The sequence below is a fragment of the Pseudomonas sp. B21-009 genome (genome assembly GCF_024749345.1).
In the GTDB taxonomy this organism is placed as follows: Bacteria; Pseudomonadota; Gammaproteobacteria; order Pseudomonadales; family Pseudomonadaceae; genus Aquipseudomonas.
In genome coordinates, this window is the sequence record NZ_CP087199.1 from 1,038,190 (window position 1) to 1,059,907 (window position 21,718).

Here is a 21,718-nt window from a genome sequence, read left to right on the forward strand (position 1 = left end):
CATACCCAATGCAACACTCAAAGGGATGGGTGACGGTAAACAGTGGGACGAACGTACAGGAATGTCGCATCCGTATAATTTTTTACGGAGTTGATCGTTTGCGAGGGGGTGTTTCAGGTTGTTTCGAAGACGTTGTCTCACTATCGAGTCAGTCTTTGCACTAATTTGGGGCGCGAGGTGCTACAAGTAACAGGGTTCGCGACAGCCGAAACTGCCGCGAACCAGCAGAAAAGTAACGCGGCTTACTGCATCTGGACTTCAATGGTGCCATCGGCACTCATGGTCACGTCGGTGGTGCCGGCTTCGATTTCCGGAGCGGGCGCTGCGTCTGCGGCCATGCCGGCGGCTTTCATCATCATCGGTGCGCTACGGGCATAAGGATGCGGGTAACCGCTGCTGTTGAGGTTCAGGTTGACCACTTTGTAGCCTTTGCCGCCCAGGGCTTCGGTGGCCAGTTGGGCACGGGCCTTGAAGGCGTTGACGGCATCCTTGAGCAGGTCGTCTTCGCTGGTTTTGCGCGTGGCCGGGGCGATGGAGAAGTCCATGCCGCCCATTTTCAGGTCCTGCAGCAGGGTGCCGGTGAGTTGCGACAGGGCCGGGAAGTTGGCGCTTTCCAGGCGCAGCTCGGCGCGCTCACGCCAACCGGTGATCTTCTGACCCTTGTTGTCGTAGATCGGGTAGCTGTTGCGGCTGCCCTGGCTGATCTTCACATCCTTGACTTCGCGCGCCTGTTTCACCGCCTTGTTCATGGTCTCGGTGATTTCAGTGGCCAGCTTGCCCGGGTCGGTATTCTGCGCTTCGCTGTACAGGGTCACGACCATCAGGTCGCGGGCCACTTCCTTGCTGACTTCGGCGCGCAGCGAAATCTGGTTGTAGCGCGGGGCCTCATCGGCCAGGGCCGGAAGGCTGGCTAGCAAGCTGGTGGCCATTGCCAGGGCGGCGCTGCTGCGGGTGATCGACATGTATGACTCCTTGAAAGTGTGGCGCGGGCACTGAACACAAGCAGTGCACGCTGGCCCATGAGACTGGCAACAGTGTAGTGAGGTTCAAAATGGCCATCATTGTTATGTAAAAAAGTGTGGCGCTTTGCCGCATCACTGCAGACCAGGCCGCAGCTTCGGTATACTCGCGACGATTCGCCTGGAGCACTCATCAGGAGAGCTCATGCTCGCCCCCGTACAAATGCTATCTGCAACCCGTCAGAACCTCTGGCGCCTGACCTTCATCCGCATCCTGGTGCTTGCCGCCCAGGCCGGCTCGGTCGGTGTCGCTTACTGGACCGAACTGCTGCCGCTGCCGTGGCTGTCGCTGGTCATCACCCTTGGCCTGTCGATGCTGCTGTGCGCGTTCACGGCCCTGCGCCTGCGCCTGACCCTGCCGGTCACCGAGCTGGAATATGCCTTCCAGCTGGCCTGTGACCTGCTGATCCACAGTGCCTTGCTGTATTACTCGGGCGGTTCGACCAACCCCTTCGTGTCCTATTACCTGGTGCCGCTGGCCATTGCTGCGGTGACCTTGCCCTGGGTCTATTCGCTGATCCTCTCCGGTATTGCCCTGGCCGCCTACAGCTTGCTGCTGGTGCAGTTCTATCCGCTCGAGACCTTCCCTATGGCCCGGGAGAAGATGCAGGTCTACGGCATGTGGCTGAGTATCGCCCTGGCAGCTGCGGTGATTACCTTCTTCGCCGCGAAGATGGCCGAAGAGTTGCGCCGCCAGGAGCAACTGCGCGCCGAACGCCGAGAGGAGGGCCTGCGCGACCAGCAACTGCTGGCCGTGGCCACCCAGGCCGCTGGCGCTGCCCATGAGCTGGGCACGCCGCTGGCGACCATGAGCGTATTGATCAAGGAAATGCGCCAGGACCACAGCGACCCGCTGCTGCAGGAAGACCTGGCAGTGCTGCAGGACCAGGTCAAGTTGTGTAAAGAGACCCTGCAGAACCTGGTGCGTGCTGCTGAAGCCAACCGGCGCCTGGCGGTCGAGAACCAGGAAGTGACCTTCTGGCTCGACGAAGCGCTCAACCGCTGGCACCTGATGCGCCCCGAGGCCAGTTACCGCTTCCAGCGCCTGGGCCAGGGCAATGTGCCGCGCCTGGCGCCGCCGCCGGACCTCACCCAGGCCTTGCTGAACCTGTTGAACAATGCCGCCGATGCTTGCCCGGACGACCTGGAAGTGCGCCTGGACTGGGACGCTCAGGACATGGTGATCAGTATCCGCGACCACGGCCCGGGCGTGCCGGCAGCGATTGCCGAATCGATCGGCAAACCCTTCTTTACCACCAAGGGCAAAGGCTTCGGCCTGGGCCTGTTCTTGAGCAAGGCCAGCGTGACCCGTGCTGGCGGCTCGGTAAAACTCTATAGTCATGAAGAAGGCGGTACGCTCACCGAGCTGCGCCTGCCGCGTGACGCGCGAGGAGATGTGTGATGAGTGATGAAATCCAGGTTGAAGGCGAAGAGCTGCCGCACCTGCTGCTGGTTGACGACGACGCTACCTTTACCCGGGTAATGGCCCGGGCCATGAGTCGCCGCGGCTTTCGCGTGAGCACTGCAGGTTCTGCCGAAGAGGGCCTGAAAATCGCCCAGGACGACGTGCCGGACTATGCCACGCTGGACCTGAAGATGGATGGCGATTCGGGCCTGGTACTGTTGCCCAAGCTGCTGGAACTGGACCCGGAAATGCGCGTGGTGATCCTCACCGGTTACTCGAGCATCGCCACCGCGGTCGAGGCGATCAAGCGCGGTGCCTGCAACTACCTGTGCAAGCCGGCCGACGCCGACGATGTGCTGGCCGCGCTACTTTCCGAGCACGCCGACCTCGACAGCCTGGTGCCGGAAAACCCGATGTCGGTGGACCGCCTGCAGTGGGAACACATCCAGCGCGTGCTGACTGAACATGAAGGTAATATCTCAGCCACGGCCCGGGCCCTGGGCATGCACCGGCGGACCTTGCAGCGCAAGCTGCAAAAGCGCCCGGTTCGGCGCTGATTGACTATCGCGGGGCAAGCCCGCTCCTACTGTAGGAGCGGGCTTGCCCCGCGATCAATTTATTTGCCGCCGAGGATCGTTCGATCCACCCGCACTGCCAGTTGCCCGGCCCCGGGCGCGGCATCGAATACCACCTTGCCGCTTTCAGCCAGCTTGGCCCGACCCACCACCACGCCATCGCGCAGCAGCTCCAGGGGTACATCCTTGAGGGGCTGGCCCGACGCCAGCTCAATGTTCAGGGTAATGCTCATGAGTGATTTCCTTATCACGGCTGTTGATCGATATAGGTCGTGGTGCTCGCATCCAGCGAGGCGATCAGTTCCGGCGAACCGCCGCGGAACTGGCGGAACAGATTGCGCGACACCGACTTGCCGGAGGTGTCCAGCGGCACCGTCAGGGTCGGTTGGAAGCGCTCGGTCAGTTCGGCGTAGTCGCTCCACGGGCCAATGTAGGACTCGTTGAAACCGTTGACCACACTCATCGCGTAGCGCACGGCATGGCCGGGCAGCCAGTTGGGCTGGCTCGGCACCTGGGTCTGCCAGCCGTCGGCGCGAATGCTCGGGGCGCTGGCAGGGGCATTGAGGTAGCCGGTGGGTTTGTTCGGGCTGTAGTCCTTGAGCAGCAGGTAGGTACTCCAGCCCCACCAGTTGTCGATCTGCGCCGGGTCATTGAGGTTGTTGACGTCGGCGCGGCGCATCAGCTTGCCGTTGCGCAGGGCAAACAGTGGGGCGAAGTTGCCTGGCACCTGTCCTTCCACGGCAGCTTGCAAGTCAGCGGCGATGCGCAGGGCACCATAGGCTGTCGGCGCCGGCAGGTTGCCGGTGTCGAATGCCTGGAAGATCTCATCGGCAGACTTCTGCACCGCCAGGCCCACCTGTTTGCGGTTGGCGACGTCGATGCTGTCGAAGTAGCGCTTGTCGCCATAGCCGCGCCAGGTATCGCCCTGGGCATTGCGCAGCACCAGGCCGTACTTGCTGTCTTCATCGTGCATGAAGCGCGAGATCAGCGAGCCGAGATCGGCCGGGGTGACGTTGTCCTTGATCGCCTTGCGCGGTACCCGCACGTGGCCGGCGGAGAACAGGTCAGTGAGGAAGTGGTCGGCGAAGGCGTTCATCGCGTAGGCCAGTTCCAGCTGCCCGTCATCGCCGCTGGCGCGAGCTTTCACGGCCTGGCGCAAGGCGGCGGTATGGCCGGCGACATACGCCAGCAGCGCCCATTCACCGAAGTGGTCCCAGTTGCTGGCGGCCAGCTTGAGATAGCGACCCAGGGGGAACATCGGCGAGACGAAACTGCCGCCGCCGGTGATCTTGTTCCACTCTTCCGAGAGGGTGTCGCCCAACTGGTCGTAGGCTTCATGAGGCTGGCGACCGTCTTTGATCGCCTGGTTGGCGGCGGCGATTTCCCGCTGCATGACCGCGAGGATCTTGCCGGCTTCTTCCCGGGAGGCGGGAAGCACGGCCAGTGAATCAAAGGCGGCGACAAAACGTTCAACGCGTTCTTCGGCTGTGGCGCCATCGGCAATCGGCCGCTCGGGAATGCCATAGAAATCACCACCCAGGGCGACGATCTGGCCGTAGCTTAGGCTCAGGCCATTGGCCAGGTGCAGGGCGACTTTCCAGGCCGGGATCGGCGCGCTGTCGTGGCTGAAGCGCAGCAGGGTGTTGTCGCCGATGGCGGTGTGTTCGCCGCCTTCGAAACGCAGCACCGGCTTGCCACCGGCAGGCGGTTTGGCCGCCAGGCCAAGGCGGTGGTATTTGATCGTGTGATGGCCGTCGAGCACCAGCACCAGGCGGGCGTCAGGGCCGGGAATGTTGATGCCGCTGACGCTGAACAGGGCGTCGAGGTCGGCGACCACGGTGGTGGCGAGCGCCTTTTGGGCGTGCAGTCCAGTTTGCATACCTGACATATTCAACTCCTTTGAGATGTCATGGATTTACCTAAACAACTGTATGTATGTACAGTTATTTCGATCATATCCAAACCATTTCCCACGTCAACAACTCTTTTTTCTTACACAGGAATACGATTCATCAATCGGTGGCTGACGTATCATTAGCCCCCTAACGACAGCCATCGGGACCACCCTGCATGCTCGCCCTCTTTATCCAGACGCTGAACATCACGGCGCCGGTGTTCGCCATGCTGTTCATGGGCGTGCTGCTCAAACGTATCAAGGCCATCAACGACGGCTTCATCCACACCGCCTCGTCGCTGGTGTTCAACGTGTGCATGCCGGCTCTGCTGTTTTTGGGGATTTATCACGCCGACCTGACGGCGGCGGTCAAGCCCGGGCTGCTGGTGTTCTTCGTGGTCGCCACCCTGGGCAGTTTTGCCCTGGCCTGGGGCTTCGCCCTGTGGCGCTGCCCGCGTGAAGACCGCGGCATCTACACCCAGGGCGGCTTTCGCGGCAACAACGGGGTTATCGGCCTGGCACTGGCGGCAAGCATGTATGGCGATTACGGCATTTCGCTGGGGGCGATCCTCGCCGGCCTGGTGATACTGCTGTACAACTCGTTGTCGTCGGTGGTGCTGGCGGTGTACAGCCCGAGCATGAAGTCCGACCCCTGGAGCATCTGCAAGAGTATCCTGCGCAACCCGCTGATCATCAGCGTGCTGCTCGCCACGCCCATGGCCTACGGGCAAGTGCCGCTGCCCAACTGGTTGCTGACCTCCGGTGATTACCTGGCGCAGATGACCCTGCCGCTGGCATTGATCTGTATTGGCGGTACCCTGTCGCTGGCGTCACTGCGCGAAAGCGGTGGCCTGGCGGTCAGCGCCAGCCTGGTGAAGATGATCTGGTTGCCGGTGATCGGCACCCTGGCGGCCTGGCTTTGCGGCTTTCGCGGCGCGGAGCTGGGTATCCTGTTCCTGTACATCGGCAGCCCGACCGCCGCGGCCAGTTATGTGATGGCCCGCGCGGCCAACGGTAACCATGAACTGGCCGCCTCGATCATCGTAATTACTACGCTGATGGCCGCCATAACCACGAATATCGGCATTTTCCTCTTGCAGTGGGGCGGCTGGATCTAGATTCTGTGCCGACAATAAAGCCAACACTGCCTTCCACCTTCAAGGACATTTCATGCAAGAACAGAACCCCCCAGAGCGATTACAGCGCGGGTTGAAGAATCGCCATATCCAGTTGATTGCCCTGGGTGGCGCCATCGGTACCGGCCTGTTCCTGGGTATTGCCCAGACCATCCAGATGGCCGGTCCGGCCGTGCTGCTGGGGTATGCGATTGCCGGCCTGATGGCGTTCTTTATCATGCGCCAGCTGGGCGAGATGGTGGTCGACGAGCCGGTAGCCGGCAGCTTCAGCCACTTTGCCCACCGCTACTGGAACGAGTTCGCCGGTTTTGTTTCCGGCTGGAACTACTGGGTGGTCTATGTGCTGGTCGGCATGGCCGAGCTGACGGCCGTGGGTATCTACGTGCAGTACTGGTGGCCGGACTTCCCGACCTGGGCGACGGCGGCGATCTTCTTCGTGGTGATCAACCTGATCAACCTCACCCAGGTGAAGGTCTACGGCGAAATGGAGTTCTGGTTCGCCTTGGTCAAGGTCATCGCCATCGTCAGCATGATCGGCTTTGGCGCCTGGCTGCTGGCCAGCGGCAATGGCGGGCCGGACGCCAGCGTCGCCAACCTCTGGCAGTACGGCGGCTTCTTCCCCAACGGCTTCAGCGGTTTGCTGATGGCCATGGCGGTGATCATGTTCTCCTTCGGCGGCCTGGAACTGGTCGGTATCACCGCTGCCGAAGCCGACAACCCGCGCCACAGCATTCCGCGTGCCACCAACCAGGTGGTCTATCGCATCCTGATTTTCTACATCGGCGCCCTGGCGGTGCTGCTGTCGCTGTACCCGTGGCAGAAGGTGGTGCAGGGCGGCAGCCCGTTCGTGATGATCTTCCACAATCTGGACAGCAACCTGGTGGCGACCATCCTCAACGTGGTGGTACTGACCGCCGCGCTGTCGGTGTACAACAGTTGCGTGTACTGCAACAGCCGCATGCTGTTCGGTCTGGCCAGCCAGGGTGACGCGCCGCGTGCGCTGCTCAAGGTCAACCGCCGTGGCGTGCCGCTGACGGCCCTCGGTGTTTCTGCCCTGGCCACCGGCTTGTGCGTGCTGATCAACTACCTGATGCCGGGCGAAGCCTTTGGCCTGCTGATGGCTCTGGCGGTCTCGGCGCTGGTGATCAACTGGGCCAGCATCAGCATCACCCACCTTAAATTCCGCCGCGCCAAGCAGGCGTCGGGCGAGTCGACTTTCTACAAGAGCTGGGGCCACCCGGTGACCAACTACCTGTGCCTGGCGTTCATCGGGCTGATTCTGGTGGTGATGTACCTGACTCCGCCGATCCGCATTTCGGTGATGCTGATCCCGGCCTGGATCGCCACCCTGGGTGTGGCGTTCTGGCTGAAGAAGAAAAGTCAGAAGGCCGTCGTCGTCAGCAACTGACGGCCTTGGCGCAAGTGATCGATCAGCTCTGCGGGTAGCTGTCGATCACTTCCTGGGCGGCGCGAAAGGCATCGACCGCTGCCGGCACGCCGGCGTACACCGCGCAGTGCAGCAGCGCCTCGCGAATTTCCTCGACCGTACAACCGTTGTTCAGGGCGCCACGCACGTGGCCCTTGAGCTCCTGCGGGCATTTGAGTGCGGTGAGGGCGGCGAGGGTGATCAGGCTGCGGGTTTTCAGCGGCAGGCCTTCGCGGCTCCAGACGCTGCCCCAGGCATGTTCGTTGACGAAGTCCTGCAGCGGCTGGCTGAAGTCGGTGGCATTGCTCAAAGCGCGATCGACGAAGGCATCGCCCATGACCTGGCGGCGAACCTGTTCGCCGGATTTGTTGTTGTCGCCCATGTTGTTTTCCTTAGTGTTGGCGGCGCCAGGCACGCAGGGTGGTGTACAGCAGCAACGCCCCCAGTGCTGGCAATGCGTAGAACAGCATCAGTTTTTCAAGTCGGCTGGCCAGCGGCATGCCGGTGGTGAAGGCCACCACATGCAGACCATAAGCCAGATACAGGCAGAGGAACACCAGCCCTTCGGCGCGGGTCACCCGGTAACCGGAGTAGAACACCGGCAACGCCAGCACCGCGACCCCGAGCATCACCGGCAGGTCGAAGGCCAGGGCATTGGGCGAGATCGACAGCGGCTCGGGGGCGACCAACGCGGTCAGGCCGAGCACCGCCAGCAGGTTGAACAGGTTGCTGCCGATCACGTTGCCCACGGCGATCTCCCGCTCGCCACGCAGGGCGGCGATCAGCGAGGTGGCCAGTTCCGGTAGCGAGGTGCAGACCGCGACCACAGTCAGGCCAATGACCCGCTCTGACAGGCCCAGGTCTTGCGCCACCTCTACCGCTGCCTCCAGCAGCAGATGACCGGCCAGGCTGAGCAGGCCAAGCCCGGCCAGCATCAGCAGCACACTACCGAGCCAGAACCGGCCGCCACGCTGCGGGCGCGGTCCGGGGGCGGGGTAGGTGCGCGCGTGGTGGCGGGACTGGTGCCAGAGGATCGCCAGGTAGCCGAACAGGCCACACAGCAGCAGGGCACCCTCTAGGCGCCCCAGCAGTTCGTTGAAGGCCAGCAGGTACACCGCCAGGCTCGCGGCGATCATCAGCGGGATGTCCAGGCGAACCAGCTGGCGCGAGACCCGCAGCGGGATGATCAGCGCGGCCAGGCCGAGGGTCACGAGGATGTTGAAGATGTTACTGCCGATCACGCTGCCGACCGCGACATCCGGCGCGCCGGTGTAGGCCGCCTGCAGGCTGACGGTCAGTTGCGGCGCGCTGCTGCCGAATGCCACCAGGCTCAGGCCGATGATCAATGGCCGCACTTGCAGGCTGGCGGCCAGGCGCAGGGCGGCGCGCACCAGCAGTTCGGCGCCGGCGATCAGCAACAGCAGGCCGATGCTCAACTGCAGCAGGCTGAAAGTGGGTAAAGCGGCCAGGTCGAAAATGGTCGGGCTCCGGGGTCAGGTCAATCGCTGAGACTTTGTACCCGTACGCGCGCGGTTCCGCTACGGATCATCCCGAGTTTATCCGCGGCGGCGCGCGACAGGTCGATCAGCCGGCCACGGGTATGCGGGCCGCGGTCGTTGATGCGCACCACGACGCTGCGTTCGTTGTTGAGGTTGGTGACCTTGACCCGCGTGCCGAAGGGCAGGCTGCGGTGGGCGGCGGTCATGCCGTGCTGGTTGAAAGGCTCGCCACTGGCGGTGCGTTTACCGTGGTGACGGGAGCCGTAATAGGAGGCGGTGCCGGTCTTGTCGTAACCGCGGGGGTCGATATCGTGGCTGGCGCAGCCGGCCAGCAGGGTGAAAAGCGCGAGTGCGCTGAGGGGACGCCACATCAAATCAGTTGCTCCGAGGTGAAGTGATCACCTGTGGGAGCCGGCGTTGCCGGCGATGGGCTGCTCGGCAGCCCCAGAAACTGGCAAGGCTTCGCCTTGCATCGCCGGCAACGCCGGCTCCCACAGGGTGACGCGATTACCCTTCGAGCTTGCTCTTGAGCAATTGGTTCACTTGCTGCGGGTTGGCCTTGCCTTTGGAGGCTTTCATGGCCTGGCCGACGAAGAAGCCGAACATCTTGCCGCGCTTGGCTTCATCCGCAGCGCGGTATTGCTCGACCTGCTCGGCGTTGGCGGCCAGCACTTCGTCCAGGACCTTCTCGATCGCACCGCTGTCGGTGACCTGCTTGAGGCCCTCGGCTTCGATGATCTGGTCGGCATCGCCGTCGCCGGCGGCCATCTTCTCGAACACCACCTTGGCAATCTTGCCGCTGATGGTGTTGTCGAGGATGCGCTTGAGCATGCCGCCCAGGTGCTCGGCAGTGACCGGCGACTGGTCGATCTCCAGGCCCAGCTTGTTCAGCAGGCTGCCCAGCTCGACCATGACCCAGTTGGCGGCAAGCTTGGCGTCGCCGCACACACCGACCACCTGTTCGAAGTAGTCGGCCTGTTCGCGGCTGGTCGCCAGGACGTTGGCGTCATAGGCCGAAAGGCCGAACTGGCTCTGGAAGCGCTCACGCTTTTGCGGTGGCAGTTCCGGCAAGGTGGCGCGCACCTCTTCAAGGAAGGCGCTTTCGATGACCACCGGCAGCAGGTCCGGGTCGGGGAAGTAACGGTAGTCGTTGGCTTCCTCCTTGCTGCGCATGGAGCGGGTCTCGTCCTTGTTCGGATCGTACAGGCGGGTTTCCTGGATGACCCGGCCGCCGTCTTCGATCAGCTCGATCTGGCGCTGCACTTCGGTGTTGATCGCGCGCTCGATGAAGCGGAACGAGTTGACGTTCTTGATCTCGCAGCGGGTACCGAACTCGGCCTGGCCCTTGGGGCGTACCGAGACGTTGCAGTCGCAACGCAGCGAGCCTTCGGCCATGTTGCCGTCGCAGATGCCCAGGTAGCGCACCAGGGCGTGGATGGCCTTGACGTAGGCCACGGCCTCCTTGGCGTTGCGCATGTCCGGCTCGGAGACGATCTCCAGCAGCGGGGTGCCGGCGCGGTTGAGGTCGATGCCGGTGGAGCCGCTGAAGTCTTCGTGCAGGCTCTTGCCGGCGTCTTCTTCAAGGTGCGCCCGGGTGATGCCGACGCGCTTGACCGTACCGTCTTCAAGGGCGATGTCCAGGTGGCCCTTGCCGACGATCGGCAGCTCCATCTGGCTGATCTGGTAGCCCTTGGGCAGGTCGGGGTAGAAGTAGTTCTTGCGCGCGAACACGTTGTGCTGGCCGATCTCGGCATCGATGGCCAGGCCGAACATGCAGGCCATGCGCACCGCTTCCTGGTTGAGCACCGGCAGTACGCCGGGCATGCCCAGATCGATCAGGCTGGCCTGGGTGTTCGGCTCGGAGCCGAAAGTGGTGGCGCTGCCGGAGAAAATCTTCGACTGGGTGGCGAGCTGGGTGTGAATCTCCAGCCCGATGACAACTTCCCATTGCATGTGGTGATCCCTCAGAAGCCGTTAGGTGCGCGAGTGTGCCAGTCAGTCACTTGCTGGTAGCGGTGCGCGACGTTGAGCAGGCGGCCTTCGTGGAAATACGGTGCCAGCAGCTGCACGCCAACCGGCAGACCATCGACGAAACCGGCCGGCATCGACAGGCCTGGCAGGCCGGCGAGGTTGGCGGTGATGGTGTAGACGTCTTCCAGGTACTCGGCGACCGGGTCGTTGTTCTTGGCGCCGATCTTCCAGGCCAGGTTTGGCGTGGTCGGGCCGAGGATCACGTCGACGTCGTTGAAGGCCGCCATGAAATCGTTCTTGATCAGACGGCGGATTTTCTGTGCCTGGAGGTAGTAGGCATCGTAGTAACCGGCCGACAGGGCGTAGGCCCCGACCATGATCCGGCGCTGTACTTCAGGGCCGAAACCTTCGCCACGGGAGCGCTTGTACAGGTCGGTGAGGTCGACCGGGCTCTCGCAGCGGTAGCCGAAACGTACACCGTCGAAACGCGACAGGTTGGACGAGGCCTCCGCCGGGGCGATCACGTAGTAGGCCGGGATGGCGTGCTGCATGTTCGGCAGGCTGATTTCCTTGACCACCGCGCCGAGCTTTTCCAGCTCCTTGACGCTGGCCTGGACCAGGTCGGCGATGCGCGGGTCGAGGCCGGCGCCGAAGTATTCCTTCGGCAGGCCGATGCGCAGGCCCTGGAGCGAGGCGTTGAGGCTGGCGCTGTAGTCCGGCACCGGTTCGTCGATGCTGGTGGAGTCCTTGGCGTCGAAACCGGCCATGCCTTGCAGCAGCAGCGCGCAGTCTTCGGCAGTGCGGGCCAGCGGGCCGGCCTGGTCGAGACTCGAGGCGTAGGCAATCATGCCCCAGCGCGAAACCCGACCGTAGGTCGGTTTCAGCCCGGTCAGGCTGGTCAGCGCTGCCGGCTGTCGGATCGAACCACCGGTGTCGGTAGCGGTGGCGCCAGGCAACAGGCGCGCGGCAACCGCGGCCGCCGAGCCACCGGACGAACCGCCCGGCACGTGCTCGAGGTTCCACGGGTTTTTCACCGCACCGTAGTAGCTGCTCTCGTTGGCCGAACCCATGGCGAATTCGTCCATGTTGGTCTTGCCCAGGGTCACGGCGCCAGCTTCGGCCAGCTTGCTGACCACGGTGGCGTCGTACGGCGCCTTGAAGTTGTCGAGCATCTTCGAGCCGCAACTGGTGCGGATGCCCTGGGTGCAGAACAGGTCCTTGTGGCCGATCGGTGCACCGAGCAGGGCGCCGCTCTCGCCGGCGGCGCGGCGGGCGTCGGCGGCCCGGGCCTGGCTGATGGCCAGGTCTTCGGTGACGCTGATGAAGCTGTTGATTTGCGGGTCGAGCTGGTTGATGCGCGCCAACAGGGCGCGGGTCAGCTCTTCGGAAGAAAACTTCTTGTCGGCGAGTCCGCGGGCGATCTCGGCCAGGGTCAGTTGATGCATGGCAGGCTCTATTCCCTTACTCGATGACTTTCGGAACCAGGTACAGGCCGTTTTCCGTCGCCGGGGCGATGGCCTGGTAGCTGTCGCGATGGTTACTTTCTGTTACCACGTCGGCGCGCAGACGCTGAGTGGCTTCCAGAGGGTGGGCCAGTGGCTCGATGCCAGTGGTGTCGACCGCTTGCATCTGGTCGACCAGTCCCAGAATACTGTTCAGGGCATCGGTAGTGCGTGGCAGATCGGCTTCATTCAGGCCCAGTCGGGCCAGATGAGCGATCTTTTCCACGTCGCAGCGTTCAAGCGCCATGGGGATCTCCTGGGAAAACAGAAACGGATTTGCTCCGCGATGAGGAACATGCTGGCAGTATTACGGTCATAAGGCCGCGATCATGTGCAGGCTTGCTCGGAAAAACCGCCAATTTAACATATTGGTGCCTTGCCCAAAATCCCCGCCGTTGTTAGAGTTTGCCGCACTTTTTTACCCACGCGTTGCCTAGGGTCACTTTCCCATGTTCAAGAAACTGCGTGGCATGTTTTCCAGCGATCTTTCCATCGACCTGGGCACTGCCAACACCCTTATTTACGTGCGTGAGCGCGGTATCGTCCTGAATGAGCCATCGGTTGTGGCCATTCGTACTCACGGCAACCAGAAAAGTGTCGTCGCTGTCGGTACCGAGGCAAAGCGCATGCTGGGCCGTACGCCTGGCAACATTGCTGCCATTCGTCCGATGAAAGACGGCGTGATCGCCGATTTCAGCGTTTGCGAAAAAATGCTGCAGTACTTCATCAACAAGGTTCACGAAAACAGCTTCCTGCAGCCAAGCCCGCGGGTACTGATCTGCGTGCCGTGCAAATCGACCCAGGTCGAGCGCCGGGCCATTCGTGAGTCGGCGCTGGGCGCCGGTGCCCGTGAAGTGTTCCTGATCGAAGAGCCAATGGCCGCCGCCATCGGTGCCGGCCTGCCGGTCGAGGAAGCCCGCGGTTCGATGGTCGTCGATATCGGTGGTGGTACCACTGAAATCGCGCTGATCTCCTTGAACGGTGTGGTTTACGCCGAATCCGTACGGGTCGGTGGCGACCGTTTCGACGAAGCCATCGTCACCTACGTGCGCCGCAACTACGGCAGCCTGATCGGTGAGTCCACCGCCGAGCGCATCAAGCAGGAAATCGGTACCGCCTATCCGGGTGGCGAAGTTCGTGAAGTCGATGTCCGCGGCCGCAACCTGGCCGAGGGCGTGCCACGTGCCTTCACCCTGAACTCCAACGAAGTGCTGGAAGCGTTGCAGGAATCCCTGGCGACCATCGTCCAGGCGGTCAAGAGTGCGCTGGAGCAATCGCCGCCGGAGCTGGCTTCGGACATCGCCGAGCGTGGCCTGGTGCTGACCGGTGGTGGCGCCCTGCTGCGCGACCTCGACAAGCTGCTGGCACAGGAAACCGGCCTGCCGGTAATCGTCGCCGAAGACCCGCTGACCTGCGTAGCTCGCGGTGGTGGCCGTGCCCTGGAAATGATGGACAAACACACCATGGACCTGCTCTCCAGCGAATAAGCCGGAGCCCGCAGTTCACGCCGCCCGGTTTACAGGTAGTGCCCACAGTGCTACCTGTATGTGCTGGGCTGACGTCCGTGTGGGCGTCGTTTTCCGTCAATCCGCAAGCAGGCCGGTGCGTTGCCGTATGAATGACCTCTTGAATCGTCGTCCACGAGGAGCGGCCCATTAAACCGCTTTTCGCCAAGGGCCCTTCGCTGGGCGTACGCCTGCTCGTGCTGGTTGTGCTGTCGATCACCCTGATGGTGGTCGACGCGCGCTTCACCCTGCTCAAGCCAATGCGTAGCCAGATGGGCCTGGTGCTGATGCCGTCCTACCTGGTTACCGATCTGCCCCAGCGCGTGTGGCAGGGGGTTGCCAGCCAGTTTGGCAGCCGTACCGAACTCGCCGCTGAAAACGAAAAACTCAAGACCGAAGCCTTGCTCCTGCAAGGTCGCCTGCAGAAGCTGGCGGCCCTGACCGAGCAGAACGTGCGTCTGCGCGAGTTGCTCAACTCCTCGGCGCTGGTCAACGAGAAGGTCGAAGTTGCTGAGCTGATCGGCGTCGATCCCAATCCTTTCACTCACCGGATCCTGATCAACAAGGGCGAGCGCGATGGCGTGGTCCTCGGTCAGCCGGTGCTCGACGCGCGTGGCCTGATGGGCCAGGTGGTCGAACTGATGCCCTACACCTCGCGGGTACTGCTGCTGACCGACACCACTCACAGCATTCCGGTGCAGGTCAACCGCAACGGTTTGCGGGCAATTGCCAGCGGTACCGGCAACCCCGAGCGCCTCGAACTGCGCCATGTAGCCGACACCGCCGACATCAAGGAAGGCGACCTGCTGGTCAGCTCCGGCCTCGGCCAGCGCTTCCCGGCCGGTTACCCGGTGGCCACGGTCAAGGAAGTGATCCACGACTCAGGCCAGCCGTTTGCCATTGTCCGGGCGATTCCGACCGCTGCGCTCAACCGCAGCCGTTACTTGCTGCTGGTGTTCACCGATAGCCGCTCGCCCGAGCAACGTGCCAGCGATGCCGCGATTGCCCAGGAAGAGGCTGATCGCCAGGGCCTGCCCGCTTCGGCGGCCGCGCCTGCGCCTGGCAGCGCCCCGGCTGCACCGGCTGCGGCCACCCCGGCGCCGGCTGCCACGACGCCAGCCGCACCGGCAACCAGTGCCCATCCGCCCGCCACGGCAGCCCCCGCAGCCCCTGCTGCGGTACCCGGCGCGCCAGTCATTTCCCGGGAGAGACACTGATGGTAAGCACCCGCAGCCGTAATGGCTGGGTCATCTGGCTGAGCTTTCTGATCGGCATGCTGCTCAGCGTGTCGCCCATGCCGCAGTTCGCCGAAGTGTTCCGGCCGATGTGGCTGGCCCTGTTGCTGGCCTTCTGGACCCTGGCCGTGCCGCACCGGGTCGGGATGACCACTGCATTCGTCCTCGGCCTGGCTGAGGATGTGCTGTATGGCACCTTGCTGGGGCAGAACGCCCTGGTGCTGACCCTGATCACTTTCCTGGTGCTGTCGTTGCAACAGCGCCTGCGGATGTTCCCGATGTGGCAGCAGAGCCTGGTGATCCTGGTGATTTTCGGCCTGGCCCAGTTGATCCAGCTGTGGCTCAGCGCCCTGACCGGCAACCGCTTGCCGACCCTGGCGCTGATCTGGTCGGCGGTCATCAGCGCCTTGCTCTGGCCGTGGATCAGCTATGGCCTGCGTGGTCTGCGCCGACGCCTGAGCATCAACTGAGCACTCACATTCAACGCTGACAGGGAGACGTCAAGATGACCCTGCTGTACCTGGCCTCTGGCTCGCCACGCCGCCGTGAGTTGCTGACCCAGATCGGTGTTCCCTTTACTTCGCTCAGTGCCGCGATCGACGAGACGCCGCTGCCCGCAGAGGCTGCAGCAGCTTACGTCGAGCGTCTGGCGCGGGAGAAAGCGTGCGCTGGCCTTGCGTCACTACCCGAAGGTAGCGAGGGCCCGGTAGCAGTGCTGGGCGCCGATACCGCCGTGGTGCTCGAAGGTCGAATTCTCGGAAAACCGCAAAACCGCGAAGATGCCCTGGCCATGCTGGCAGCCCTGTCCGGGCACGAGCACCAGGTAATGACGGCGGTGGCCGTGGCCGATCATCAGCGTTGCCTGAGCGTCAATGTCACAAGCCGTGTGCGGTTTCGCCCCATCAGTGCCGAGGAAGCCGAGGCCTATTGGGCCAGCGGCGAACCTGCCGACAAGGCCGGAAGCTACGCCATTCAGGGCCTGGGGGCGGTATTCGTCCAGCGCCTTGAAGGCAGCTATTCGGCCGTGGTCGGCCTGCCCTTGAACGAAACCGCCGAACTGCTCGGTCAATTCGCCATCCCCTGCTGGCAGCGTCTGCCGGCCTGTTGAGCGAGGATTAGCCAGAACTGCCCTAGCCAGTCGCCCGCGAGCGATCCATGATTACTGAAGTCCTTTGACGAGAGCCTGCCATGAGTGAAGAGATTCTGATCAACATCACACCGATGGAATCACGCGTGGCGGTGGTGGAGAACGGTGTACTGCAGGAGGTGCATGTCGAGCGCACCCAGCGCCGTGGCATCGTCGGCAACATCTACAAAGGCAAGGTGGTGCGGGTACTGCCGGGCATGCAGGCGGCCTTCGTCGACATCGGCCTGGACCGTGCGGCGTTCATCCACGCCTCGGAAATCTCCCTGCGCGAAGGCTCGTCGGTCGAGAGCATCAGCGCCCTGGTGCACGAAGGCCAGAGCCTGGTGGTGCAGGTGACCAAGGACCCGATCGGCTCCAAGGGCGCGCGCCTTACCACCCAGCTGTCGATCCCGTCGCGGTACCTGGTGTACATGCCGCGCACCAGTCATGTCGGTATTTCGCTGAAGATCGAAGACGAAGCCGAACGCGAGCGCCTCAAGCAGGTGGTGACTGACTGCATCGCCCAGGAAAATATCCAGGATGCCGGTGGTTTCATCCTGCGTACCGCCGCCGAAGGCGCCGGGGCCGATGAAATCCTCATGGACATCCGCTACCTGCGCAGGCTCTGGGAGCAGATCGGCGCGCAGATCAAGACCGTCGGCGCGCCGACCGAAATCTACGAAGACCTCGGCCTGGCCCTGCGCACTCTGCGCGATCTGGTTAACCCGAAAATCGAGAAGATCCGCATCGATTCGCGGGAAACATTTCAGAAAACCACGCAGTTTGTCGCCGAATTGATGCCGGAAATCGCCGATCGTCTGGAACACTACCCGGGCGAGCGACCGATCTTCGACCTCTACGGCGTCGAAGACGAGATCCAGCGCGCCCTGGACCGCAAGGTGCCGCTCAAATCCGGCGGTTACCTGGTAGTCGACCCGGCCGAGGCGATGACCACCATCGACGTCAATACCGGGGCTTTTGTCGGCCACCGCAACCTTGAAGAGACCATCTTCAAAACCAACCTCGAGGCGGCCACCGCCATTGCCCGGCAACTGCGCCTGCGCAATATCGGCGGGATCATCATCATCGACTTCATCGACATGGAAGATGAAGAGCACCAGCGCCAGGTGCTGCGGACCCTGGAAAAACAGCTGGAGCGCGACCACGCCAAGACCAACATCATCGGCATCACCGAGCTGGGCCTGGTGCAGATGACCCGCAAGCGCACCCGCGAAAGCCTCGAGCAGGTACTCTGTGAGCCCTGCTATTGCTGCCAGGGCCGGGGCAAGCTGAAAACCCCCGAGACCGTCTGTTACGAAATTTTCCGCGAGATCCTCCGCGAAGCCCGCGCCTACCAGGCTGAAGGCTACCGGGTGCTGGCCAACCAGAAAGTGGTCGACCGCCTGCTGGATGAAGAATCGGGTAACGTTGCCGAACTTGAAGCCTTCATTGGTCGAACCATTCGCTTCCAGGTCGAGTCCATGTATTCCCAGGAACAATATGATGTGGTGCTCCTCTGACTCGGTCTGAACAACATTGCGCAGTGCGCCGGCTGGCAAACCGCCGGGTTGCGGCCATAGTTAAGGCACGATCTGGAGGGCCACAGGCATGGAACGACTGATGCGCGTTCTCGGCGCCTTGACCCGCTGGGGGTTGGGCATCAGTGCCTTGCTGGCGGTGTTGGTGGCGCTTTATGTCAGTCTCGGCCGGCAGTTCATCCCGCTGGTGGCCGAGTACCGTGCCGAGGTCGAGGACAAGGCCGAGCAAGCCCTGGGCCTGCCGGTGCATATCGGTGCCCTGGAAGGGCACTGGAGCGGCCTGGCGCCGATCGTGCGGGTACGCGATATCCAGGTCGGCGAAGGGCCCAGTGCCCTGCGCCTGGACGGCGTCAGGCTGGTGCCGGACCTGTGGGTCAGCCTGGTCGAGCGCCAGGTGCGCCTGGCCAACCTCGAAGTTGGCGGCCTGCAACTGAGCCTGCGCGAGGACCAGAACGGCGCCTGGGCCCTGGAAGGCCTGCCGAAAAAAGACGATAAGCCACTCGACCCCGAGCAACTGCTCAAGCAGATCCAGGTGGTGTCGAAAGTCACCGTGGTCGACAGCCAGGTGACTCTGGAGCCGTTCCAGCGCGAACCCATGACCCTCACCTACGTCAGCCTCGGCCTGCAGACCGGCAGTGTGCGCCAGCGCCTGGACGCGCGGCTGACCCTGCCCGATGGCCAGCCACTGGCGTTGAGCCTGCGCAGCCGGATTCGCCCCAGCCAGTGGCGCGACGGTGAGATCGATGCCTACCTGAGCCTGCCGCAAAGCGACTGGGCGCGCTGGCTGCCGCCACGCCTGCTGGGCCAGTGGCAGGCCACTGAGCTGCGCGCCGGTGGCGAGCTGTGGCTGAACTGGGGCAAGGGCCAGTTGCAAAGCGCTGTGGTGCGCCTGAATGCGCCAGAGCTGCGCGGCAATCATGCCGAACGCAAGCCCGTGCAGATCGACAACCTGGCCCTCAATGCCTGGTTCCAGCGCGGCAACAAGGGCCTGGAGGTGCTGGTCGACTCGCTGGCCATGAGCCTGGGCAAGACCCGCTGGGAATCCCATGTGCAGCTCAAGCAGACGGCCGCGACCGAGTCGAGCGAGGAAACCTGGGCGATCCAGGCCGACCGTCTCGACCTGACCCCGGTTACGCCGCTGATCGACGCCCTGGCGCCGCTGCCGGAAAAACTCATGGCCGTGGTCGATGGCCTCAAGGTCACCGGGGCCTTGCGTAACGTGCGCCTGGATGTGCGGCCTAAAGCCACCGGCGACCAGCGCCTGAGTTTTGCTGCCAACCTTGAGCGGGTTGGCTTTGACGCCTATCACGGTGCACCGGCTGCCGGTAATGTCAGCGGCAGTATCAGCGGTGACCTCGGCCAGGGCGAACTGCGCCTGGATACCGATGCCTTCATGCTGCACCTGTACCCGATCTTCGAGAAACCCTGGCATTACCAGAAAGCCAACGCACGCCTGACCTGGCGCCTGGACCAGGAAGGCTTCACCCTGATCGCGCCGTACCTGAAGGTCCTGGGCGAGGAGGGCAAGATTGCCGGCGACTTCCTCATTCGCCTGCTGTTCGATGAAACCCGTGAAGACTACATGGACCTGCGCGTCGGCCTGGTCGACGGCGATGGCCGCTACACCGCCAAGTACCTGCCCGAAGTACTAAGCCCGGCGCTGGATGAATGGCTGCGCACGGCGATCCTCAAGGGCGCGGTCGATGAGGGTTACTTCCAGTACCAGGGCTCGCTCAACCACGGCGCCTCGGAGCAGGCCCGCAGTATCAGCCTGTTCTTCAAAGTCCATGACGCCGCCCTGGATTTTCAGCCCGGCTGGCCTCAGGTGCAGAAAGTCGCCGGTGACGTGTTCATCGACGACGATGGCGTGCGTATCAAGGCGCAAAGCGGGCAGTTGCTCAATACCCAGGTACGCAACGTCGAGGTCAACATTCCCCATGTTGGCGCCGGTGAACACAATCACCTGTACCTGGACGGCGAATTTGACGGCGGGCTCGGCGATGGGGTGAAGATTCTTCAGGACGCGCCGATTGGTACCGGGCCGATGTTCGCTGGCTGGGAGGGCGAGGGCGACCTTAAGGGCAAGCTCAAGCTGGATATCCCCCTGGCCAAAGGTCAGCAGCCCAAGGTGGTCGTTGACTTCAATGTTCGCGATGCACGGCTGAAGATCGCTTCACCTGCCCTGGAGCTCCATCAGCTCAAGGGTGACTTGCGCTTTGACTTCGACAAGGGCCTGAGCGGCGAGAACATCAGTGCCCGAGCCTTTGACAAGCCGATCACCGCGCAGATCTTTGCCGAAGGCAAGCCCGGGCAGATGCAGACCCGCATCAACGCCAAGGGGCAGATGCCGCTCAAGTCGCTGACCGACTGGCTGCAGGTCAAGCAGGCCCTGCCGCTTTCCGGGGAGCTGCCTTACCAGTTGCAGGTCAGCCTGGGCAGCCGCGACAACACCTTGACTGTCGATTCCAGCCTCAAGGGCCTGGCGGTGGATTTGCCCGCGCCGTTCGGCAAGGCTGCCAACGAGACCCGTAACAGCCAGTTCAGCATGGGCCTGCAGGGGCCGGAGCGGCGCTTTAATGTCACTTACGCCGACGTTGCCAAGGCCATCTACGCCGCGCCGATGGACAAGCTCGACCAGGGCCGTGGTGAATTGCTGTTCGGCGCCGGTACGGCACAGTTGCCGCCTGGCCAGGGCCTGCGTGTGCGCGGTCGCCTGGCCGAGCTGGACCTGGAGCCCTGGCAGAAGCAGTTCGAGCGCTTTGCCGGCAACGACCCGGGTGGCAGTGCCAAGCAGACGCTGCGTGGCGTCGACCTGAGTATTGGCCAGCTCAAGGGCTTTGGCCTGAACCTGGCGCAGGCGGTGGTGCGTGTCGATCGCGGTGGCAACCTCTGGGTCGTGCGCCTGGACAGCAAGGAAGTCATCGGTAACGCGCGGATCCCGGATGCCAAGGGCGCGCCAATGGTGATCAACCTGCAGACCATTCACCTGCCGGCCGCGGACCCCGCCGAAGCGTCTTCCGATGACGGCCCGGACCCGATGGCCAGTATTGATCCGCGCAAGATTCCGGCCGTTGATCTTTCCATCGACAAGCTGTTCCGTGGCGATGACCTGCTCGGCAGTTGGGCGGTCAAAGTTCGTCCGACTGCCAAGGGCATCGCCCTCAATGACCTCGATGTCAGTGTCAAAGGCCTGCAGATCGACGGCAATGGCGGTTGGGAAGGGGCGCCAGGGGCGAGCAGCAGTTGGTACAAGGGCCGTCTGGAAGGCAAGAACCTGGCGGACATCCTCAAGGCTTTCAACTTTGCGCCGACCGTCACCAGCCGGGACTTTCGCCTGGATGTCGACGGCCGCTGGCCCGGCTCGCCAGCCTGGGTCGGCCTCAAGCGCTTCTCCGGCAGCCTCGATGCCGCCTTGCGCAAAGGTCAGTTCGTCGAAGTCGAAGGTGGCGCCCAGGCCCTGCGCGTGTTCGGCCTGCTCAACTTCAACTCGATTGGCCGGCGCCTGCGTCTGGACTTCTCCGACTTGCTCGACAAGGGCCTGAGCTACGACCGGGTCAAAGGCCTGCTGGTGGCCAGTGAAGGGGTGTATGTGACCCGCGAACCGATCACCGTCACCGGCCCCTCCAGCAACCTTGAGCTGGACGGCACCCTGGATATGGTCCGTGACCGGGTCGACGCCAACCTGCTGGTGACCCTGCCGGTGACCAACAACCTGCCGATTGCCGCGCTGATCGTCGGTGCGCCGGCCATCGGCGGGGCGCTGTTCCTGGTTGATCGCCTGCTCGGTGACCGGGTGGCGCGCTACGCCAGCGTGCATTATCGCGTCGAGGGTCCGTGGAAAGAGCCTAAGATAAGCTTTATCAAACCTTTCGAAAAATCACGCTAGG

General features: G+C 63.2%; 19 protein-coding genes. 10 read left to right on the forward strand and 9 right to left on the reverse strand.

The window, feature by feature from the left end; translation table 11 throughout:
- Positions 1-242 precede the first annotated feature (242 nt).
- Positions 243-962: an SIMPL domain-containing protein gene (locus LOY34_RS04705; protein WP_093388139.1), complete on the reverse strand. Its 720-nt coding sequence runs from the start codon at positions 960-962 to the stop codon at positions 243-245.
- Between the two features lie 202 nt (positions 963-1,164).
- Here LOY34_RS04705 and LOY34_RS04710 point away from each other — a divergent pair, with 202 nt between their 5' ends.
- Positions 1,165-2,421 (forward strand): ATP-binding protein, encoded by a 1,257-nt coding sequence (locus LOY34_RS04710; protein WP_045196284.1) that lies wholly within the window; start codon positions 1,165-1,167, stop codon positions 2,419-2,421.
- Positions 2,421-2,981, forward strand: coding sequence for a response regulator transcription factor (locus LOY34_RS04715; protein WP_010223415.1), 561 nt, complete (start codon positions 2,421-2,423; stop codon positions 2,979-2,981). Before LOY34_RS04710 ends, LOY34_RS04715 begins: the two co-directional genes overlap by 1 nt.
- Positions 2,982-3,040: 59 nt before the next feature.
- Here LOY34_RS04715 and LOY34_RS04720 read toward each other — a convergent pair whose 3' ends face one another.
- Together LOY34_RS04720 and LOY34_RS04725 are read right to left on the reverse strand one after the other, a co-directional pair.
- Positions 3,041-3,232 (reverse strand): hypothetical protein, encoded by a 192-nt coding sequence (locus LOY34_RS04720; protein ID WP_045196286.1) that lies wholly within the window; start codon positions 3,230-3,232, stop codon positions 3,041-3,043.
- A 14-nt stretch (positions 3,233-3,246) separates the two neighbouring features.
- The gene (locus LOY34_RS04725) at positions 3,247-4,887 is read right to left on the reverse strand and encodes a phospholipase (RefSeq protein ID WP_195885726.1); all 1,641 of its coding nucleotides are present in this window, start codon (positions 4,885-4,887) and stop codon (positions 3,247-3,249) included.
- Positions 4,888-5,069: 182 nt separating this feature from the next.
- On the opposite strand from LOY34_RS04725, the gene LOY34_RS04730 reads away from it, so the two are divergent.
- Positions 5,070-6,011 (forward strand): AEC family transporter, encoded by a 942-nt coding sequence (locus LOY34_RS04730; protein WP_093388147.1) that lies wholly within the window; start codon positions 5,070-5,072, stop codon positions 6,009-6,011.
- 52 nt (positions 6,012-6,063) lie between these two features.
- Positions 6,064-7,437 (forward strand): amino acid permease, encoded by a 1,374-nt coding sequence (locus LOY34_RS04735; RefSeq protein WP_045196293.1) that lies wholly within the window; start codon positions 6,064-6,066, stop codon positions 7,435-7,437.
- Between the two features lie 22 nt (positions 7,438-7,459).
- Here the strand turns inward: LOY34_RS04735 and LOY34_RS04740 are convergent, their stop codons facing one another.
- From LOY34_RS04740 to gatC, 6 genes are all read right to left on the reverse strand, one after another.
- The gene (locus LOY34_RS04740) at positions 7,460-7,837 is read right to left on the reverse strand and encodes a carboxymuconolactone decarboxylase family protein (RefSeq protein WP_045196295.1); all 378 of its coding nucleotides are present in this window, start codon (positions 7,835-7,837) and stop codon (positions 7,460-7,462) included.
- A 10-nt stretch (positions 7,838-7,847) separates the two neighbouring features.
- Positions 7,848-8,891 (reverse strand): calcium/sodium antiporter, encoded by a 1,044-nt coding sequence (locus tag LOY34_RS04745; protein ID WP_195885727.1) that lies wholly within the window; start codon positions 8,889-8,891, stop codon positions 7,848-7,850.
- A gap of 62 nt (positions 8,892-8,953) precedes the next feature.
- On the reverse strand, positions 8,954-9,325 hold the full coding sequence (locus LOY34_RS04750) for a septal ring lytic transglycosylase RlpA family protein (protein ID WP_093388150.1): 372 nt from the start codon (positions 9,323-9,325) through the stop codon (positions 8,954-8,956).
- Positions 9,326-9,461: 136 nt separating this feature from the next.
- Complete coding sequence (gene gatB, locus LOY34_RS04755; RefSeq protein WP_045196301.1) at positions 9,462-10,907, reverse strand: Asp-tRNA(Asn)/Glu-tRNA(Gln) amidotransferase subunit GatB; 1,446 nt, start codon at positions 10,905-10,907, stop codon at positions 9,462-9,464.
- 11 nt (positions 10,908-10,918) lie between these two features.
- Positions 10,919-12,370 carry an Asp-tRNA(Asn)/Glu-tRNA(Gln) amidotransferase subunit GatA gene (gene gatA, locus LOY34_RS04760; protein WP_195885729.1) on the reverse strand — a complete coding sequence of 484 codons (1,452 nt, stop codon included), beginning with the start codon at positions 12,368-12,370 and terminating at the stop codon, positions 10,919-10,921.
- 16 nt (positions 12,371-12,386) lie between these two features.
- On the reverse strand, positions 12,387-12,674 hold the full coding sequence (gene gatC / locus LOY34_RS04765) for an Asp-tRNA(Asn)/Glu-tRNA(Gln) amidotransferase subunit GatC (protein ID WP_045196305.1): 288 nt from the start codon (positions 12,672-12,674) through the stop codon (positions 12,387-12,389).
- Between the two features lie 202 nt (positions 12,675-12,876).
- Between gatC and mreB the strand changes: the two genes are divergently transcribed.
- The 6 genes from mreB to LOY34_RS04795 all read left to right on the forward strand — a co-directional run bounded on the left by mreB (position 12,877) and on the right by LOY34_RS04795 (position 21,717).
- Positions 12,877-13,914, forward strand: a complete 1,038-nt coding sequence (gene mreB, locus LOY34_RS04770) for a rod shape-determining protein MreB (protein ID WP_008371426.1) — start codon at positions 12,877-12,879, stop codon at positions 13,912-13,914.
- Between the two features lie 167 nt (positions 13,915-14,081).
- The gene (mreC, locus tag LOY34_RS04775; RefSeq protein ID WP_082075424.1) at positions 14,082-15,149 is read left to right on the forward strand and encodes a rod shape-determining protein MreC; all 1,068 of its coding nucleotides are present in this window, start codon (positions 14,082-14,084) and stop codon (positions 15,147-15,149) included.
- On the forward strand, positions 15,149-15,637 hold the full coding sequence (mreD, locus tag LOY34_RS04780; protein ID WP_045196310.1) for a rod shape-determining protein MreD: 489 nt from the start codon (positions 15,149-15,151) through the stop codon (positions 15,635-15,637). The genes mreC and mreD overlap by 1 nt, the downstream gene beginning before the upstream one ends.
- Positions 15,638-15,672: 35 nt before the next feature.
- Positions 15,673-16,275: a nucleoside triphosphate pyrophosphatase gene (locus LOY34_RS04785; protein WP_093388159.1), complete on the forward strand. Its 603-nt coding sequence runs from the start codon at positions 15,673-15,675 to the stop codon at positions 16,273-16,275.
- A gap of 80 nt (positions 16,276-16,355) precedes the next feature.
- Positions 16,356-17,813 (forward strand): ribonuclease G, encoded by a 1,458-nt coding sequence (gene rng, locus LOY34_RS04790; protein ID WP_045196314.1) that lies wholly within the window; start codon positions 16,356-16,358, stop codon positions 17,811-17,813.
- 88 nt (positions 17,814-17,901) lie between these two features.
- Positions 17,902-21,717, forward strand: a complete 3,816-nt coding sequence (locus LOY34_RS04795; RefSeq protein WP_195885730.1) for a YhdP family protein — start codon at positions 17,902-17,904, stop codon at positions 21,715-21,717.
- Position 21,718 lies beyond the last annotated feature (1 nt).

Excerpts from the sequence above, each read along its gene's own strand:
- LOY34_RS04705 (WP_093388139.1), bottom strand. The coding sequence starts at position 962 with ATGTCGATCACCCGCAGCAGCGCCGCCCTGGCAATGGCCACCAGCTTG.
- LOY34_RS04710 (WP_045196284.1), top strand. The coding sequence starts at position 1,165 with ATGCTCGCCCCCGTACAAATGCTATCTGCAACCCGTCAGAACCTCTGG.
- LOY34_RS04715 (WP_010223415.1), top strand. The coding sequence starts at position 2,421 with ATGAGTGATGAAATCCAGGTTGAAGGCGAAGAGCTGCCGCACCTGCTG.
- LOY34_RS04720 (WP_045196286.1), bottom strand. The coding sequence starts at position 3,232 with ATGAGCATTACCCTGAACATTGAGCTGGCGTCGGGCCAGCCCCTCAAG.
- LOY34_RS04725 (WP_195885726.1), bottom strand. The coding sequence starts at position 4,887 with ATGTCAGGTATGCAAACTGGACTGCACGCCCAAAAGGCGCTCGCCACC.
- LOY34_RS04730 (WP_093388147.1), top strand. The coding sequence starts at position 5,070 with ATGCTCGCCCTCTTTATCCAGACGCTGAACATCACGGCGCCGGTGTTC.
- LOY34_RS04735 (WP_045196293.1), top strand. The coding sequence starts at position 6,064 with ATGCAAGAACAGAACCCCCCAGAGCGATTACAGCGCGGGTTGAAGAAT.
- LOY34_RS04740 (WP_045196295.1), bottom strand. The coding sequence starts at position 7,837 with ATGGGCGACAACAACAAATCCGGCGAACAGGTTCGCCGCCAGGTCATG.
- LOY34_RS04750 (WP_093388150.1), bottom strand. The coding sequence starts at position 9,325 with ATGTGGCGTCCCCTCAGCGCACTCGCGCTTTTCACCCTGCTGGCCGGC.
- gatB (WP_045196301.1), bottom strand. The coding sequence starts at position 10,907 with ATGCAATGGGAAGTTGTCATCGGGCTGGAGATTCACACCCAGCTCGCC.
- gatA (WP_195885729.1), bottom strand. The coding sequence starts at position 12,370 with ATGCATCAACTGACCCTGGCCGAGATCGCCCGCGGACTCGCCGACAAG.
- gatC (WP_045196305.1), bottom strand. The coding sequence starts at position 12,674 with ATGGCGCTTGAACGCTGCGACGTGGAAAAGATCGCTCATCTGGCCCGA.
- mreB (WP_008371426.1), top strand. The coding sequence starts at position 12,877 with ATGTTCAAGAAACTGCGTGGCATGTTTTCCAGCGATCTTTCCATCGAC.
- mreD (WP_045196310.1), top strand. The coding sequence starts at position 15,149 with ATGGTAAGCACCCGCAGCCGTAATGGCTGGGTCATCTGGCTGAGCTTT.
- LOY34_RS04785 (WP_093388159.1), top strand. The coding sequence starts at position 15,673 with ATGACCCTGCTGTACCTGGCCTCTGGCTCGCCACGCCGCCGTGAGTTG.
- rng (WP_045196314.1), top strand. The coding sequence starts at position 16,356 with ATGAGTGAAGAGATTCTGATCAACATCACACCGATGGAATCACGCGTG.
- LOY34_RS04795 (WP_195885730.1), top strand. The coding sequence starts at position 17,902 with ATGGAACGACTGATGCGCGTTCTCGGCGCCTTGACCCGCTGGGGGTTG.